The 16,431-nt window shown below is 59.4% G+C and carries 15 protein-coding genes; all 15 read right to left on the bottom strand.

The window, feature by feature from the left end:
- Positions 1 to 106: 106 nt before the first annotated feature.
- The gene (fleQ, locus tag ACZ889_RS11495) at positions 107 to 1,582 is read right to left on the bottom strand and encodes a transcriptional regulator FleQ (RefSeq protein WP_135198860.1); all 1,476 of its coding nucleotides are present in this window, start codon (positions 1,580 to 1,582) and stop codon (positions 107 to 109) included.
- 169 nt (positions 1,583 to 1,751) lie between these two features.
- Entirely contained in the window at positions 1,752 to 2,048 is a 297-nt protein-coding gene (gene fliT, locus ACZ889_RS11490; RefSeq protein ID WP_012051623.1) for a flagellar protein FliT, read from the bottom strand.
- Between the two features lie 14 nt (positions 2,049 to 2,062).
- Positions 2,063 to 2,458 (bottom strand): flagellar export chaperone FliS, encoded by a 396-nt coding sequence (fliS, locus tag ACZ889_RS11485; RefSeq protein WP_180688640.1) that lies wholly within the window; start codon positions 2,456 to 2,458, stop codon positions 2,063 to 2,065.
- Between the two features lie 138 nt (positions 2,459 to 2,596).
- Positions 2,597 to 4,009 (bottom strand): flagellar filament capping protein FliD, encoded by a 1,413-nt coding sequence (gene fliD / locus ACZ889_RS11480; protein WP_180688641.1) that lies wholly within the window; start codon positions 4,007 to 4,009, stop codon positions 2,597 to 2,599.
- Positions 4,010 to 4,090: 81 nt separating this feature from the next.
- A complete protein-coding gene (locus ACZ889_RS11475) occupies positions 4,091 to 4,468 on the bottom strand; it encodes a flagellar protein FlaG (protein WP_180688642.1) in 378 nt (125 codons plus the stop codon).
- A gap of 71 nt (positions 4,469 to 4,539) precedes the next feature.
- Positions 4,540 to 5,391 carry a flagellin domain-containing protein gene (locus tag ACZ889_RS11470; protein ID WP_012051619.1) on the bottom strand — a complete coding sequence of 284 codons (852 nt, stop codon included), beginning with the start codon at positions 5,389 to 5,391 and terminating at the stop codon, positions 4,540 to 4,542.
- Between the two features lie 252 nt (positions 5,392 to 5,643).
- Positions 5,644 to 6,579, bottom strand: a complete 936-nt coding sequence (locus ACZ889_RS11465; RefSeq protein ID WP_180690149.1) for a ketoacyl-ACP synthase III — start codon at positions 6,577 to 6,579, stop codon at positions 5,644 to 5,646.
- A 215-nt stretch (positions 6,580 to 6,794) separates the two neighbouring features.
- Positions 6,795 to 7,109, bottom strand: coding sequence for a methyltransferase domain-containing protein (locus tag ACZ889_RS11460; protein ID WP_476257387.1), 315 nt, complete (start codon positions 7,107 to 7,109; stop codon positions 6,795 to 6,797).
- Positions 7,102 to 7,698, bottom strand: coding sequence for a hypothetical protein (locus ACZ889_RS11455; protein ID WP_476257386.1), 597 nt, complete (start codon positions 7,696 to 7,698; stop codon positions 7,102 to 7,104). Before ACZ889_RS11455 ends, ACZ889_RS11460 begins: the two co-directional genes overlap by 8 nt.
- Positions 7,699 to 7,768: 70 nt before the next feature.
- Positions 7,769 to 8,722, bottom strand: coding sequence for an NAD-dependent epimerase/dehydratase family protein (locus ACZ889_RS11450; protein ID WP_180688643.1), 954 nt, complete (start codon positions 8,720 to 8,722; stop codon positions 7,769 to 7,771).
- Positions 8,722 to 9,852 carry an FkbM family methyltransferase gene (locus ACZ889_RS11445; protein WP_180688644.1) on the bottom strand — a complete coding sequence of 377 codons (1,131 nt, stop codon included), beginning with the start codon at positions 9,850 to 9,852 and terminating at the stop codon, positions 8,722 to 8,724. The genes ACZ889_RS11450 and ACZ889_RS11445 overlap by 1 nt, the downstream gene beginning before the upstream one ends.
- A complete protein-coding gene (locus ACZ889_RS11440) occupies positions 9,852 to 11,681 on the bottom strand; it encodes a thiamine pyrophosphate-binding protein (RefSeq protein WP_476257385.1) in 1,830 nt (609 codons plus the stop codon). The genes ACZ889_RS11445 and ACZ889_RS11440 overlap by 1 nt, the downstream gene beginning before the upstream one ends.
- A 2-nt stretch (positions 11,682 to 11,683) precedes the next feature.
- Positions 11,684 to 12,793 carry an N-acetylneuraminate synthase family protein gene (locus tag ACZ889_RS11435; protein ID WP_012051613.1) on the bottom strand — a complete coding sequence of 370 codons (1,110 nt, stop codon included), beginning with the start codon at positions 12,791 to 12,793 and terminating at the stop codon, positions 11,684 to 11,686.
- 154 nt (positions 12,794 to 12,947) lie between these two features.
- Positions 12,948 to 14,588, bottom strand: a complete 1,641-nt coding sequence (locus tag ACZ889_RS11430) for a glycosyltransferase (RefSeq protein ID WP_476257384.1) — start codon at positions 14,586 to 14,588, stop codon at positions 12,948 to 12,950.
- Complete coding sequence (locus tag ACZ889_RS11425; protein WP_476257383.1) at positions 14,551 to 16,431, bottom strand: hypothetical protein; 1,881 nt, start codon at positions 16,429 to 16,431, stop codon at positions 14,551 to 14,553. Before ACZ889_RS11425 ends, ACZ889_RS11430 begins: the two co-directional genes overlap by 38 nt.

Here is a 16,431-nt window from a genome sequence, read left to right as displayed (position 1 = left end):
TAGCCGTGCCGGAGATGGGGGTTTTGTGGTGCCTGGGCGGGCCTCTTCGCGGGTAAACCCGCTCCCACACCGACGCGAAGAGACCCGCACAGGCAACCGCCAGGCTTCAATCTTCCGCCTGTTCCTCGCCACCTTGGCGGCTCATGCCGTACTTGCGCATTTTCTCCACCAGGGTGGTACGGCGAATACGCAAACGTTCAGCCGCGCGCGCAACGATACCGTTGGCATCGTCCAGCGCCTGCTGGATCAGGCCCTGCTCCAGGCTACCCAGGTAGTCCTTGAGGTCCAGGCCTTCGGGCGGCAGCATGGCGTGGTTGCTGAAGTTTGGCGTGTGGCCATTGATCGCCACGCGCTCTTCCAGGTCGCTGCGCAGGCTGTCGACCATCTGCTCGTCTTCGTCATCGACATAGCGGAATTTCTTCGGCAGTTCCGACACGCCAATGACCCCGTACGGGTGCATGATCGCCATGCGCTCGACCAGGTTGGCCAGCTCGCGCACATTGCCCGGCCAGCCGTGACGACACAGCGACATGATCGAGGCGGAATTGAAGCGAATGGAACCGCGCTTCTCGTGCTCCATGCGCGAAATCAGCTCGTTCATCAGCAACGGGATGTCTTCCACCCGCTCACGCAGCGGCGCCATTTCGATAGGGAACACGTTCAGGCGGTAGTACAGGTCTTCGCGAAAGGTGCCGTCCTCGATCATGGTTTCGAGGTTCTTGTGCGTCGCAGCGATGATGCGCACGTCGATGCTCTGGGTCTTGTTGCTGCCCACGCGCTCGAAGGTACGCTCCTGCAGCACACGCAGCAGCTTGACCTGCATCGGCAACGGCATGTCGCCGATTTCGTCGAGGAACAGGGTACCGCCGTTGGCCAGCTCAAAACGCCCGGCACGGCTGGTGATGGCCCCGGTAAAGGCGCCCTTCTCGTGGCCGAACAGTTCGCTTTCCAGCAGCTCGGCCGGGATCGCGCCACAGTTGACCGGCACGAACGGCGCTTCACGGCGCTTGGAGTGGTAATGCAGGTTGCGCGCCACCACTTCCTTGCCGGTGCCTGACTCACCCAGGATCAGCACGCTGGCGTCGGTATCCGCCACTTGCTGCATCATTTGCCGCACGTGCTGAATGGCACGACTGGTGCCCACCAGGCTACGGAACAGATTGGGCTCGCGCTGGCGACCGCGCTCGCGCGCCTGGTCATACATTTCGCGGTAAACCTGAGCACGGTGCAGCGAATCCAGCAGCTGGCTGTAGCTTGGCGGCATTTCCAGGTTGGACAGCACCCGGCGGCGAAGGTCTTCCGGCAGCTCGGCAGAAGAAATTTCACCTAAAAGCAGAACCGGAAGGAACTCATCCCAGGTAGCCACTGTCTTAAGCAGCCCAAGCAGATTGCCCGGAGCATTCACGGTGCCGATGAGCACGCACAGCACTTCGCGGCTCGAGGACAATGGCTCGACCGCCTGCTGCCAGTCTTGGCTGGCACATGCGAGGTTTTCTTCGCCGAGGAAGTTCAGCACCACCGCAAGGTCGCGGCGGCGCGCGCTGTCGTCATCGATCAGCAGAATCTTGGTTTCACGCCACATGCAATAGCAACTTCCCTAGTCATATCGGCGCCCTGCAGGGGCGTGCTCGACATCATTCCGACTGAATGGTCAGTGTTCGGACGTCTGAAATTCGAAAACAGCCACTAGTAAAGTCAAAAAACACCGATCAGTCAAATTAATGGCGCACGGCTTTTTGCAACATTGGTGGTCAGGTGAACAAATGGTATACCTTTGCCGCGTTCTTCGCCTGACGGATTTTCGTCATTTCATTGACCAACGATTGACGCTCGCCACTTGCAACCTCGATTAGTTGACGGTACACGACCAGCAATTCCTCGAGACTGGCACTCACGTCCGCCTCATTTCCTTTGGCTTCGGACACCATGTCACCGATGCGCAAACGGCATTCCAGGTCCAACTCCCCCACCGCCTCCCAGTCACGGTCAGCCAGCGCCGCCAACAGCATGTCGCGGGTCTGTTCGATTCGGGTGATTACTTCGCTCATGTCATGCTCCTTTATCAGGAGGCCGACGACTGATCGCCGATTGCGTCCCAGCCTTCCTTTACAGTGATCAGCAGGCGCGCGACCTCGTCGATGATGGTCGGGTCGCCTTTGAGATTGGCTTCGGTCAGGCGGCGACTCATGTAGATATACAGGCTATCCAGTTCAACCAGGTTGTCACCATGGTTTTCCAGGTCCAGCCCTTCACGCAGCCCACCGATGATGTCGATGGCCTTGCCGAGCAGAATACCTCGCTGCGCAATGTCATTGCGCGCGATGGCACCTTTGGCCTGGGCCATACGATCAAGGCCGCCCTGCATAAGCATCTGTACCAGGCGGTGTGGACTGGCTTCGGACGTCTGCGCCACGCCGTTGACTTTCTGGTATTGCCGAAGGGCCAACATCGGGTTCATGGATCTACCTCGTTGCAGCGAAAAAGGTTGCTTGTACCTGTGTATCGCCTGAGCGTCAAAAAACTTTAGTGCCAACAAAAAAAGCCCGGAGCGACACGGGTCGCTGCCGGGCTTTTACATGGCAAAAGGCGAGAACGATCAGGAGTTCTTGGCCTGAGCGTTGATAGCGTCGAAAACCGATTTGATCTGGTCGGCCTGGGCATTCAGCTTGGCCACGGCGGTGTCCATTGCCACCCACTTCTTGGTCAGAGACTCGGTCAAAGCCTCGGTGCGACGATCCAGCGCAGTCTGCTGGTCTGCCAGGTTCTTCGCCACCTTATCCAGGTTGCTCTTGCGTGTGGCCAGGCTGCCGTCCGTGGAGTTGTAAGGATCGATGGCCTTGTTCATGCGCTCGATCAGCCCATTGGAACCGGTGAACAACTCCTGAACTTCGGAGCCCAGCTTCTTGTCGTTCATCGCCGCGGTGAACTTGGTCGAGTTGAACTCGAGGGTGCCATCTTTCGTGGTGTTGATACCCAACTGGCTCAGGGTCGTCAGCTGGTCACCCGCCCCAACCTCCGACAGCACCTTGCGAATATCGTTGACCAGCGAACGGGTGGTCGGGTCGTTGCTCAACGGGCCGAGCGAAAGGTTGTCATCCTCATCACGCGTGGACGTTGTCAGCGCAGTAATGGTTTTCTGCAACGTGTTATAGGCATCGACGAACGACTGAACCGACTTCCTCAGGCCATCATTGTCCTGCGACACCGAGACATTGGTTGGCACACCGTCGGCGCCCGACCTGGCGCTGACGCCCGTCAACTCCAGCGTGATGCCACTGATGGCGTCGGTAATGGTGTTCTTCTTGCTGGTGACCACCAAGCCGTCGATGGTCAGCTCGGCATCCTGCGCCATGGCGGTAATGAACCCGGCGCCGGTATCCGACATCTGCTGAGTACCGTCAATCTCAAGCTCAGGGACGCCACTGACCATGAGGTCGGTATCGGCACCGGTGGTGGTTGAACTGAACACCAGCCGCGCACCGTCCTTGCCGTTCACGATGTTGGCGGAGATGCCTTGAACGGCCAGCTCTTTGTTGATCTGGTCGCGCACGGACTGCAACGAGGCGCCATCTTCAACTTCGAGCTCATAGGTGTTGCCGTTCTGCTCGATGGTCAGCGTACCGCCCGTCACCGTTGCAGCCGCACCGCCGACGATCGGGGCACTGGCCACTTTCGAGCCGGTCGCCAGATTGTTGACCACAATGTCGTAGCTGCCTGCCACCGCCGTGTTGCCAGCCGTCACCTTGACCACTGACTCATTGGCCGACTTGGCGGCATACGCATTGAAAGCGGGGCTGGTGGAGCTGTTCAGCTTTGCCATGGCGTCCTGAAACGCCGTCAGGGCACTGCGAAGCGAGCCCACACCGGAAATCATCGCGGTATTGTTGCTGGTCTGCCGAGTGATCTGCGCCTTCTTGGCCGCCGTGTCGGCATTGACCAGCGCCGCGACCATTTCGGTGATATTCAGACCCGTACCTTGACCGATACTGGAAACCAGGGTGCTCGCCATACAGTTATCCCTCTTTGTTGACCGTCAGGGCCTGCTCCTGCAAGCCTGACGTGATTCCTGCTTTAGCACATTCTCCGCCGATCAAACCTTGGCGTCGAACAAAATACTGTTTACATCGCTCAGGTTATGCGCAATCCGCAATGCCTCTTCAGAAGGCAATTGGCGGATCAACTCGCCGGTTTCACTGGCGATGACCTTGACTACGATCTTTCCGGATTCTTCGTCCGTGGAGAATTCCAGGTTGCGTCGGGTGGAGCTGAGAAACTTTTCAATTTCCGAAACAGCGCTTTTCACTTTTTCGGCATCATTGCTGTGCTCGGCAGCACTGATGGCATTGGGTACCAGCGTGTCACTGCCGCCGCGCGAAGCCTCCTCAGCGCGAGCAACCGGTTTTTCGCCAGCCTGTTCGGCGGGGCGGGATGCCGGGTAGGACAGATTCAGCTTGACGCTCATGTCCATGTCTACCACCTCATAACGAAAAGGCGGGGAAGCGCCTTAGAATGCACTCCCCCGCCGATCACCATCAGTAATTACTGAAGCAGCTTCAGTACGGCGGATGGCAGTTGGTTGGCCTGGGCCAGAATCGAAGTGGAAGCTTGCTGCAGGGTCTGCTGCTTGGTCAGCTGAGCAGTTTCGGCGGCGAAGTCGGTGTCCTGTACACGGCCACGGGCGGCTTCGGCGTTTTCGTTGATGTTCTGCAGGTTGTTGATGGTGCTGGTCAGACGGTTCTGAACGGCACCCAGGTCGGCACGGGTGCTGTTGATCGCGTTCAGCGCGTCATCAATAGCGCTCAGGGCGGCGGTGAAGGTCGCTTCGGCAGCGGCGCTGTCAGCACCGGTGATGCTCTGGCCACTCAGGCCGCTCAGCGCGCCAGTGGTGTTCATGGCATCGCTCAGGCTGATGGTGATCTGGTTGTCGCTGCCGGTGTTGGAGCCAACCTGGAAGGTCATGTCGCTGGCGCTACCGTCCAGCAGGTTCTTGCCGTTCAGCTGGGTCGAACCGGCGATACGGTCGATCTCTTTGAGCATCGACTGGAATTCTTTATCCAGTGCATCGCGGTCTGCTTCGCTGTTGTTGTCGTTTCGCGACTGAACAGCCAATTCACGCATACGTTGCAGGATGTTGGTCTGCTCTTGCATCGCGCCTTCAGCAGTCTGGGCGATGGAGATGGCGTCGTTGGCGTTTTTGATCGCCATGGTCTGGCCACGGATCTGCGAAGTCATGCGGGTAGCGATCTGCAGGCCGGCAGCGTCGTCTTTGGCGCTGTTGATTTTCAGGCCGGAAGACAGACGGGTCATCGAGGTGCCCAGTGCATCGGAAGCCCGGTTCAGGTTCTTCTGAACGCCCAGGGAGGTGGTGTTGGTGTTTACAGTCAAAGCCATGACGAATTCCTCGTTGGATTGGGTACTACGGCTTCCGGCCTTGGCAATTCGCCGGAGGTGGCACAGAGAACCTTCGTAATAGTTATCGTCGTCAGGGCGTCTTGCTTTAGCGCAATTTCAAAAAAAATTGCTGGCACCGTGCCAGCCCAATGAAATCAAGGAGTTGACGCCAATTTACAGGCGCCACATTGTTGCAGGATAGAAAGTAAAACGCCGTCAGACGATGACGGCGTTATTGAAGGCGACGAACGGTCAGTCGCAGCGTTCGATAATGGCCGAACCCCATGACAAGCCCACCCCGAAGCCACTCAGCGCCACGCGCTTGCAGCCGGAGCCAAGCACGTGCTTTTCCAGCAGCAGCGGTATGCTTGACGACACGGTGTTGCCCGTCTCGACCATATCCTTGACGAACTTCTGCTTGTGCTCGCCTTCATCGAAGCGGGACGAAACGGCATCCACGATCGCCGCGCTGCCCTGATGCAGGCAGTACAGGTCGATATCGTTGGCCTGGAGTGAGCTGGCTTCAAGCAACTGCTGCAAGTGCGCTGGCACCTTGACCAAGGCAAAGTTATAGACTTGGCGACCATTCATGAAGAACTTGCCATCGGTGGTACGCAAGTGCTCGGCACCCGCGCCATCGCTGCCGAACAACGACTTGCCCAATTGCCAGGCAGCGTCCTCACCCATCCAGGTGGCGGTGGCGGCGTCACCAAACAGCATGGTGGTATTGCGATCTTCCGGGTCGACAATCTTCGAGTAAGGGTCGGCAGTGATCAGCAGGCCGTTTTTGAGGCCCGCGGCCTCCATGAAACCCTTCATCGCATACAAGCCGTAGACATAGCCCGAGCAGCCCAGTGAAATATCAAAGGCCGCAACGGCGGTCGAAAGCCCGAGCTTGTGCTGAACAATCGCCGCGGTATGCGGCAGACCTTCGGCATCGCCGTTCTGAGTGACCACTATCACTGCGTCAATGGCAGCTGGATTCAGTGACGGGTTGGCGGCAAACAATGCATTGGCTGCCTCGACGCAAAGATCGGATGTTTCCTGGTTGGCATCCTTGCGCGGCAAGAAGGTGGAACCGATCTTGCCGAAAATGAACTCTTGATCCTTGCCGAATTTCGCACCTTGGGCGTAGTTGTCTACACCATTCACAGGTACGTAACTGGCGATGCTTTTAATGCCAATCATTGTGGCTTCCCGGTTGACATGGCGGATAGTGCGGGATCGGGCCTGAAAACTGGCCTCGTCAGGCCATCGACGTAGCTGCCCGCTGACTTGATAGATTAAAGATGCACGTTTCGACTGCCAAGTCACGGTTATACGACCAAAGCTGCAAATGCCGCAATGCCGGGGCCGCTTTTGCATGGTTTTCACGCAGCCCGAGAGCCTCATCCCCCCTAAGGTCACACGCCTCCAGGTACCTTTTTCACAACCGCCTGAAGCAGGTGCCCTGCCGAACCCAGCTTGGCATCGCTGGCAAACGCGGTTGACTGAATATCCAGGACGGTGAAACCGCCAAGTGCGAACAGATTGGTAAGCGCTGCCACCGAAAAGAAGTTGATATGTTCATGCCAGTGCCGCTTTTGCTCGGCCGAAACCTGATTGTTGCCAACCATCAACACCTCGTGGGGTAACTCAACGTACAGCAACGTATCGTCGTGCATGCAGGCGCTTATCTGCGCAAGTGTGTCCGTTGGATAAGGAACATGCTCAAGCACATGCCGGCACACGATCAAGTCGTAGGTGCGCGCCTCGCACCTCGTCCTTGGTCACGCTGCTGGTACCGGGCACGGTGGGCTTTTTGTCGATATCGTAGATATCGGTCGAATAGCCCTGCCCTTTGAAAGGTGTATTGGAGCCATCCCCTCCACCCCAGTCCAGAACCTGCGTGGGCGCGATATGCCGAAGAATGTATGAACGGGTCAGGCCAAGCAGCTCGCTGGGCGCGCTCAGCGCTTTGTTGCGCTCCCTGAAGCCTGGCTCATAGTGTTCTCGCAAATCTTCATAAGCCTTGCCGTAGTAACCGTCATAGAGGCGCTGCATCTCCCGCTCCGAAAACCGGATATCCAGGAACAGGAACTCACACCGCGCGCAGTGAAGGGTATTGCACACGCAGTAGGCCGTTCCCTGAGGGATACTGTTCAACCCCCAACTGTCGTCGATGACTGCAGGCGCCCAGCCAAGCGCTCGATGCGACACAAAAGGCATCAGCACCGCAGGAGACCGCGACAACTGCGCCGACCCACAGCAAACGCACTGGGTAGCAACGCGTTCGCGTGCACCGGCGGGAAACACATCGTTGATCATGAAGTCAGACCTAGCATGTCCAGGTAAAAATGGAGTTATTGCGCCGCGGCCAGTTCAACCGGGCAGCCCTCTAAATCGCCGCGTCCTTGATCGACTGCTGCAAGCCATGACGCAACTGCAACCCGAGCTCCGAGCGCGCCTTGTCGATGCACGGCACATACCGGTTGCGGAAACCCCCCAAGGCAGCCTGTGCAGCTGCGATGTGCACAGGTTTTTGTGGTGACAGCACGTCACGCACCTGATGAGCGAGCTCAGCGATCGTCACCGCCTTATCCGACCCGACGTTGTAAGCAGTGCCCGCGCGACCTTGACGCAGCATCACATCCAGCCAGTGGGCCAGGTCACGCTGGTCCATGTAAGACCGCACAGGCGTTCCATCCCCGCTGACGCGTATGGCGTTCGATTCAAGGGCGTCGCGAATGAAATTGCCTATCGCGAAGTGCACATCGCGCGGCAGATCCCTGCCGACGAAGGCGAAACAGCGGGCGATGACTACCTCCAGGCCAAACTGCTGCTGGTACAAAATGCCCAGATGCTCGGCGCAGCGCTTGGCAACGCTATAGGCATGGGCAGGCTCCAACGGGTCGGGCAAGCCATGGTAATCCTCGGGAATCTGCTCCATGCCCTGCGGCTGGGGGCCGTACACGCCACCGGAACTGGTCATCAACAAGCGCGGGATACGTTGCCTGACGGAATAATCCAGCACATGACGGGTGCCATCGACGATCTGGATATAGCGCTGCAATGGCGTGAGCTGCGCGCCGGCAGTCGAATCGGCTGCCGCATGCAACACATGAGTGAAGCCAGCTGCTTCAGGAAAGGACGCGGGCTGCAGAATGTCCCCACAGTGCAGACGCAGCCACGCCAGGCCGGAAAACTCAGGATGCCGGGTCAGAAACGCCTCTGGCGATCGGCTCAATACCGTGACCGACGGCACCTGCAAACCTGCATTGGCGATTTCCAGCCAGTGTCGCAACAGCGCCTTGCCAAAAAAGCCGGTACCGCCGGTCAATAGCAGGTTCATCAGTTCGGCACTGCGTACAAAACCGACTCGAACGTGTTCGGGCAGTGTTGCCGAATATGGAACCGGTAATCGGAGCAAAACTCGAACAGCAACTCCGGCAGTTCCCACACATCCTGAGGGTTATGGTACAGCGACACGATCAGTACCGGGCGGCAACGCCGAATAATCTGTTCAGCACCACGCAACACCTGAGCTTCAGCGCCCTCGACATCCAGTTTGATCAGGTCGACCGGCGCACTTGGCAGCATCTGATCCAGGGCAACGGCTGCAATCGATATGCCCCCACCTTGCTGGCTGATAGAGCAAGCTTCACCCTGGCCAGCATTGAAAGTGAGAATGCCGTAATGCTCAGCGGCCGCCAATGGCAAACAAATTGCGCGGGTATCTTCAGCCCCCACTCGCTGCACCAACCGAGCGAAGTTTTCAGGGTCAGGCTCAAGCAGAAATGCTCGGCTGCAGGAAATTTCGGGCCAGGCAATCAACTCTTCGTAGCTGTCACCGTCGTAAGCACCACAATCCACGTACGTGATATCGCGCCCCTGCAAGGCCGGCAACGTCAGCGCATTGATGTACCGTTCCTCCTCCGACAGGAAGCTGGCGTACTCCAGGTCTAACCCGAGCCGGAATGCACACATCCGATAAAGAAGCTGCTTGCTTTCGTCATCGGCCAGCTTGTCTGCCACGCGCCCGATACGCTCCATGGCGTCCAACAGGTAACTACGGCTGCTCAGCCAGAACCGCCACCCCAGGGCCGAAGCGAACTGTTCGTACAACTCCCAAGGCATCAATGGCTTGGCAAAGCCTGCCTCGGCAACGATCGACAACAACTCATCGTAAGGCGCATCGCGGTTGAAAATACCGAGTGCAAGTTGCGCTTCGGGCGCCTGAAGGGCTAGTGCGTGCCAGTTCAATACTGGCAACCCTAGGACCGAATCGATGCGTGGCGATGTCTCTACAAAGCCCGCAACAGCAATACCTTGCTGCTGTGCGGCGGTGGCCAGGCTACGACCGAAGTTCCCCGCACCGAAGATCCACAACGGCCGCTTTGGATCAATGCGAGCGGGTACAACGTCCGCTGCCCGGTCACGCAGTGCAATGAAGTCTTGAAAGCGATCTCTCTTCTCAGCCATTACATACCACCTTTATCGGTGTTGGGGACGGCACGTAGCCCTGCAGCTTCTGCCCGAATTTGCGCCATCGTTTCAGGCTCGAGGAACGGGTGCATGTCATCGAGTTCCGGGGTGACGAAAGCACCGTTGGCATCGACCCGCGACTTGATACGCGGCACGAACTCCTGCCGAGGGTCGACGTGCAGGTCGATCAACATCGGGCCATCACTTTCCAGAAGTGCATCAAGCCGTGCCAGGTCGCCCTGTGTAGCGATGCTTTCGGCGCGCAGGCCATAAGCGCTGGCCACGGCAGTGAAGTCCGGGAATTCCACGCCTGATTCGGGCGTGGCGCCGATCACTCGGCCAAAGAAGTTTTCGTGTGTTTGCCAGATCGAGAGGTAACCTCGATTGTTAAGCACAATCACGATCACATTGACGCCGATGGTCTTGAGCGTTTGCAGTTCCTGAATGTTCATCTGCAGGCTGCCGTCACCGGCAAAGCAGATCACCCGGCGTGCACCTTCCGCTTTGGCTGCCGTCGCCGCACCAATAGCCGCAGGCAGGTCATAGCCCATCGACGCGGAGCCCGAGTTGCTGAACAGGCGCTGGTCCTTCTGCAAGGCGCCGATCTGGAATGGCAGGATGCAGGCTGACGCATTGCCACACACCACGATGTCATCCGCACGCATCTGCGCAAAGATGCGTTGCACCATCAGGTATGGGTTCAAAGGCCCATCGGCTTTTTGCGTGTGCTCCGCCGATGCCGGATAGGTACGCCCGATGTGCTGGCACCATTGCACCCACGGTGCAAAACTCTGCAGGGTGGCCTTTGCCAGCTCTTGCTCGAAGACATCGAGGAAGTCTGCCAGGTCGGCGGCAACGCCGAAGTCCGGGCGCACGGTGGGCTTGTTCAGCTCGGCGGCGTCGATATCGACCTGAGCCACCCAGGCGTGCTTGGCGAATGCCTGCCAGTTGTAGCTGGTCTGCCGCACATTCAGACGCGACCCAAGCACCAGCACAAAGTCAGCCGCCTGCAAGCAGAAGTTGCCGGCACGGGTACCGATAGTGCCAGGGCGACCGGCGAACAATGGGTGATCAGACGCGATCAGATCATGGGTCCAGGCGGTCGCCAGGGGGATGCCGTAGCGCTCCACCAGCGCCAGCAGCCGTTGCTCGGTGCGTGAAAGGCGCACGCCAGTGCCGCCCAGCACCACTGGGCGGTGCGATTGCAACAGCTTGCCGACGATATCACGGCAGGCGGCGCGCAAACCCTCGGCTCGAGGCGGCTGGATCAGCGATGGCGCGGGGATATCGAGCTGTGCTTTGGATTGCTGGATATCCAGTGGGATATCCAGCCAGACAGGCCCGGGGCGACCGCCTACTGCTTCGGCGAACGCCTTGGGCAGCATGACCTCCACATCCTGCTCCGAACGCACGATCTGCGCGTACTTGCAGACCGGGCTGGCCATGGCGATGGTCGGCCCCTCCTGGTCACCCAGCTGACGCAGGCCTGGCACATCCTGGAAAGACACACAGGTTTCGCGCTTGATCTGGCCGGACAGCACGATCATGGGGATGGAGTCGGTGAACGCCCCATGCACGCCGTTGAGCGCGTTGATAGAGCCCGGACCGGTCGTCAACATCACCACGGCCGGCTTGCCGGTGATGCGCGCATAACCTTCGGCGGCCATGGCACAAGCCTGCTCATGGTGCATGAACGTGCAACGCAGCTGCTCATGGCCACCCAAGGCCTGGTTGAGGAACATGGCACCGCCGCCGGTGACGGTGAAAACCTGTTCGACCCCTTGCTGAACCAGCCATTGCGCAATTTGCTGGGATACAGTCGCCATCATCACAGCCCCCGGCCCAGGATCAGTTCTTTGAGTGCCGGGGTTTCACTGTAAGGCCCGTCAATGTGGTCGATGGTAAGGCGTTCGTTTGCCTTGATCGGCTGCAGCAGCGTTTCACCGTTCATGACTTCACGGCAGGACAGCTGCCCTTTGTGCAGCGGGATTGCAAGGTAGAAGTCCTTTTCGAACTCGTCCCGGTTCAGCACGTAGCCCGGCGACAGGTCCCGACGTGCATAGGCACCGCGCACGAGTGCGTTGAGGTACTCGGTTTCTTTACGTGAAATGATGCGTCGAGTGCCGCTGACACCCCCGCACATTTCCTTGGCCTTGTGGAAGGCCTTGTACCAGGTATCGCATTGCTCAGGGAGCGAGCAGTAGTTGGAAACCGGCACACCTTGGTATTGGATATCAATGTGCCTTTCCCAGGTACGTACACCTTTACCGTAGGAAATGAGCATGGACGAGTGCCAGTCGTGGTACTCATGGGTAGACAAGCCAATGACATGCCCAGGGTAACGGTTGCGCAGGTAGTCGATCTGGTCGAGCTGCAGCTCGTCGTCCTCGCTGGGGTACAGCGAAACACAATGGTTGATGGCCAGCGGGATATCACGCTTTTCAAAGTAGCGAACGATATCGTCCAGGTCTTTTTCCGATGCGCCGCCCGTGGAAATGATGGTTGGCCGGCGGGTGGACGCGATTTTCTCGATAAGCGGCCAGTCGTTCATGTCGGAACTGGCAATCTTGATGATCGGCATGTCGAATTCGACGCACAGGTCAACCGAGGCTTCGTCGAATGGCGTCGCCATGGGAATGCAGCTCAGGTTGCGGACTTCTTCCACCATGCGGGCAAACTCTGCCTTGGTCAGGCGAGTGTCCTCGGTCTTCTTCACATAGCGAAGGTCTGCAGTACCCTTGAAATCAGGATGAATGAACTCATCGACATCGCGGAACTGCAGCTTGATGGCAGCCTTGACGTTGTTGTAACGCGCGATCGTTCCGTGGTCGCGGACAATTTTCAGCCCGCGCTCCAGCTTGCCCCAATGATTGTTGGCGAGCTCCAGTACGAACAGGTTTTCAAACAGATCTTTGTCACGCTGACTAATGGTTTTCACCGGATACTCCCCTGGTTGCCGTGGGACAGGTCGATTTGACCCCAAGGCATGCTGTGTTTTATGTGCGGCTGATGCCGGCAGTGCACGCCGCCTTGGGACGTGCCCGGCGGCTATTGGAATGATTGACTGTTCGCTATCGGTGTCTGCTCTGCCCTCAACCTGGCAGCCAGGCGTCAAGCCATTGGCGTGCATAGCCTTCATCCAGCATGTGCCGTGCCAGCACCTGCTCGCGCAGTGCTTGCGCGCCCCTTGCGCTGGCAGCAGGCTCGGCAAGGTGCGACTGGATAGCACTGACCCAGTCGCCGGCCGTGTTCCTGACCCGGGTCACGGGCAAACCTTGATAGGGCAACACGTCACTGCAAACCAGCGGATAGCCGCACGCGGCATATTCCAGAAGCCGCACATTGCTGCGACACGCGTCAAGCCAGCCATCGCCTAGAGGTGCCAGCGCCAGGTCGAGCCCCAGCGACATGAGCTTCTGCGGGTAGTCATCGTAGGGCACCGGGCCATGTAACTCGCGCAGGTAGGGCTGCAACTGGGGCGGGCATTCACCCAGACAGACCCAGTCCACATCAGTACGCAAGGCCTGAACGATCTCCAGCATCAGGCGCTGAACGCTGGCGTCGAACTGATCACCCACCCACCCTATACGAGGGCGACTACCTGGCTGCCGTCGAGTGGCCAACGCCCCCCAGCGGGACGGGTGCAGACGATCCGGGATGACACGAATATCGGAGCAGAAGCCTTGCAGCGCTTCGGCCAATGCATGGGTTGGCACCACCAGCCGGTCCACAACGCCGACAGACCACCGCAGCGCACCTGCAATATCGTCTTCAGCCAGGCCAGGCAAGTCGGCATTCACATCGCCCACCTTGAATGCGCGGGAGAACCGGGCGTTGCAACGTAACGCCTGAATTTGCGCGTCGTTTGCCGGCCGCCTCATGACCCAACTGTCGGGCTGCAGCCGCTCCACCTCGGCGGGCAGATAAGGCCGCAAGGCCAGTCGGACATCAGCCAGGCCGGCAATACTCATGGACAAGGCAGGATCGACGATCCGGCTACGAGCAGCGCCGGCAAGTTCGCCCGGCATGCTCAACAGCACGGGTAACGGACGCCAGCTCAGGGGGTTCCATGACAGGCCCGGGTCAGTCTCGAGCTCAAAACCAGCCCCCTGCAAAGACAGGTTGCGGTTGTAGGCCGGATCGCGGGCGATGACAGGCAGCCATCTGCCATACACCGCTTCCTGTTCGGCCTCGACCGCTTCGGCAGGCAGACACTCGCCCTGCCCTTCGCACACCACCACAGCATGGGGGGTCCACACCGTAAGATAACCAGCCTGCCGCGCCTTCAGGCATAGATCGAGGCTGGCACCCGTGCGCTGCGTCAGGCGCTCGTCCATTCCACCCACATCCTGGTAAAGCGCCCGGCGAATCAGCAGACAAGCGCCAGACACGGCACTCAGGTTCTGATCCAGCTCAAGCCGGCGCATGTACCCCTCATCCTGCGCAAGCCCGGAAAACGCCGAGTTGCCAGGGCCGTTCAAGCCCAGGACCTGCACAGCCTGTTCGACCGTGCCATTGGGATGCATCAACCTGGCGCCGACGATGCCTACTTCCGGGCGCTGGCCGTGGTTGAGCAAGGCATCCAGCCAGTCATCATGCACAATCACGGTATCCTCGTGCAGCAGCACCAAGTACTCGCCCCGCGCATGCCTGGCCGCCAGATTACAGGCAGTGGCATGGTCACGTACCGACGCGTCACTCAGCACGCTGACACGGTTTTGCTCCCGCGCCATAAGGCCAGCCAGCCAGGCTCGGGTAGCCGGGCTGCCGCTGCCATCGTTTACCCAGCAAAATCTCGAAGTGGGGGTAACGGGTCTTTTCAAGCAACGCATGCACGCAGCGTTGTACGTGATCGAGACGCCCGCCGCATGGCACAACCAGCGAAACCAATGGCTGCTCGGCGTGACCATAATCGATGCGATGAATGCCTGGCCGGTGCATGCGCACCTGCGCCTGGGTGTAGCCGCGCCGTTGCAAATGGCGCAGCAGCACCGCCTGTTCCTGAGGGCTGTGAACAGGCGCCTCGCCCGGCGAAATGCACACAGGCTCGCTGACATGAGCCAACCCGTCGAGGCCATCGGCATCTTCGATCAAGTGCAATAGCAACGCCAGCTCCGCCGCCCCCGCGCAGGCCAGGTCGAAACCGCCTGCCTCGAGGAATACCTCGCGGCGATAGAACCAATGCCGCGCCAGTTGGGCCGGGCTGGCCAGCAGCATGTCGAGATTGAAGTCGGGGCGCAGCAGCGCCTGTTGCGTGCCCTGTGGGGTGGTAACCAGCTCATCGGCATACACCGCACGCACCTGGTCGCCCTCGAGCAGCTCCAGCGCGAGCATCAACAGCCCGAACGGTGTGAACGTGGTACCCGCACGCACAAAGCAGAGCCACTGTCCGGTCCCTTGTTGCAGGACCAACTGGTTAAGCGTGGCAAGCTCGCAATCAGCTGGCAAGTGGACGGCGACCTGCTGATACATCTGCCCCTGCAGGCTTTTGCGCGTCGCCTCGACCGCAGCTGCCTGGCCGTCCGGGATGATGACGAAATCGAACCAGGGTAAATCCATGCGCCTGTCTTCCAGACGCCGGGCGATCAGCTCTGCCTGGGCATCAGTAGGGCGACGGGACCGCAGCCACTGGGCAACCTGTGCATCTGGCCGACCTGCTGCCCCCTGCATGGCATCTGGTTGCAGGTCTGTGCAAGGCATGGCCTGGGTCTGTTCGATGAAACTGGCCAATTGTTCCCAGAACCGGCCCTGCAAGTCCGCGTACTTTTGCTGAACGATGGCCAAACCCGATCGGGCATGCTCGATAGCCTCAGGCGTGTCTTCGAAGGCCAGCCCGTGTGTGCCGAACTCGCCAATACCAAGCGGCGTACCATCGAAAAAGGGCGATTTGAGCACCACGGCCGGGCAACCACACAACATCGCTTCCAGCGCAGTTGCGGTGGAAGAGAAGCAATAAATGCCCTCACTGCGCCGGAACAGCTCAGCCATTTCCCGAGGGGTGGCTGGCCATTCGTTGGTAATGAGCGTGCACCTCGCCGCCAGCTCGGGGTGTTCCTGAAGTGCATGGGTATGGCGCCCCGGATAGATCAGCCAACCTTTGCGATGGCCGTCATAGGGGTTGCCATGGTTGTTGAACAGCGACGTGTCGATCGGCGGCAGAAACAGTATGCGCTCAGCCCCTGCCCCCTTGGGCAGCAGATGCTCACCGTAGGCAAAGATCATTTCCGAGTCGGCAAACTCCGTATCCCCTGCGATCAACCCTGGCACGTTGAGCAAGTAACGCACTACCGACCGTGCGTTGGTCGGGTTCCCCGAGACCACCTCCGGGTACACCACGATAGGCTGGCGCCCGGCCTGCTCATGCTGCTGCCTCAGCTCATTGGTGAGCAGCGGGGTGTGCCACATCGGGTTGGTCGTGGAGCTGTACAGGTAGGCATCCTGGCCGCACCGGTTCAGCAGGTGACACAACATGTGCATCACCCGGATACCGGCCGAGTTATGCCGGTAGGCGGGCGCAACGATGTAATACGGGCGCGGCGACACAACGTGCAATGGCGGATAGTGCTGAGTACTCAC

The sequence above is a fragment of the Pseudomonas sp. TE3895 genome, from assembly GCF_056278855.1.
The sequence above is the reverse complement of the archived record's forward strand: the minus strand, read 5'-3'. Positions and strand labels throughout refer to the sequence as shown.

Bases quoted from the DNA above. Each gene is read 5' to 3' on its own strand.
- fleQ (WP_135198860.1), bottom strand. From the start codon at position 1,582: ATGTGGCGTGAAACCAAGATTCTGCTGATCGATGACGACAGCGCGCGC.
- fliT (WP_012051623.1), bottom strand. From the start codon at position 2,048: ATGAGCGAAGTAATCACCCGAATCGAACAGACCCGCGACATGCTGTTG.
- fliS (WP_180688640.1), bottom strand. From the start codon at position 2,458: ATGAACCCGATGTTGGCCCTTCGGCAATACCAGAAAGTCAACGGCGTG.
- fliD (WP_180688641.1), bottom strand. From the start codon at position 4,009: ATGGCGAGCACCCTGGTTTCCAGTATCGGTCAAGGTACGGGTCTGAAT.
- ACZ889_RS11475 (WP_180688642.1), bottom strand. From the start codon at position 4,468: ATGGACATGAGCGTCAAGCTGAATCTGTCCTACCCGGCATCCCGCCCC.
- ACZ889_RS11470 (WP_012051619.1), bottom strand. From the start codon at position 5,391: ATGGCTTTGACTGTAAACACCAACACCACCTCCCTGGGCGTTCAGAAG.
- ACZ889_RS11465 (WP_180690149.1), bottom strand. From the start codon at position 6,579: ATGATTGGCATTAAAAGCATCGCCAGTTACGTACCTGTGAATGGTGTA.
- ACZ889_RS11455 (WP_476257386.1), bottom strand. From the start codon at position 7,698: ATGATCAACGATGTGTTTCCCGCCGGTGCACGCGAACGCGTTGCTACC.
- ACZ889_RS11450 (WP_180688643.1), bottom strand. From the start codon at position 8,722: ATGAACCTGCTATTGACCGGCGGTACCGGCTTTTTTGGCAAGGCGCTG.
- ACZ889_RS11445 (WP_180688644.1), bottom strand. From the start codon at position 9,852: ATGGCTGAGAAGAGAGATCGCTTTCAAGACTTCATTGCACTGCGTGAC.
- ACZ889_RS11440 (WP_476257385.1), bottom strand. From the start codon at position 11,681: ATGGCGACTGTATCCCAGCAAATTGCGCAATGGCTGGTTCAGCAAGGG.
- ACZ889_RS11430 (WP_476257384.1), bottom strand. From the start codon at position 14,588: ATGGCGCGGGAGCAAAACCGTGTCAGCGTGCTGAGTGACGCGTCGGTA.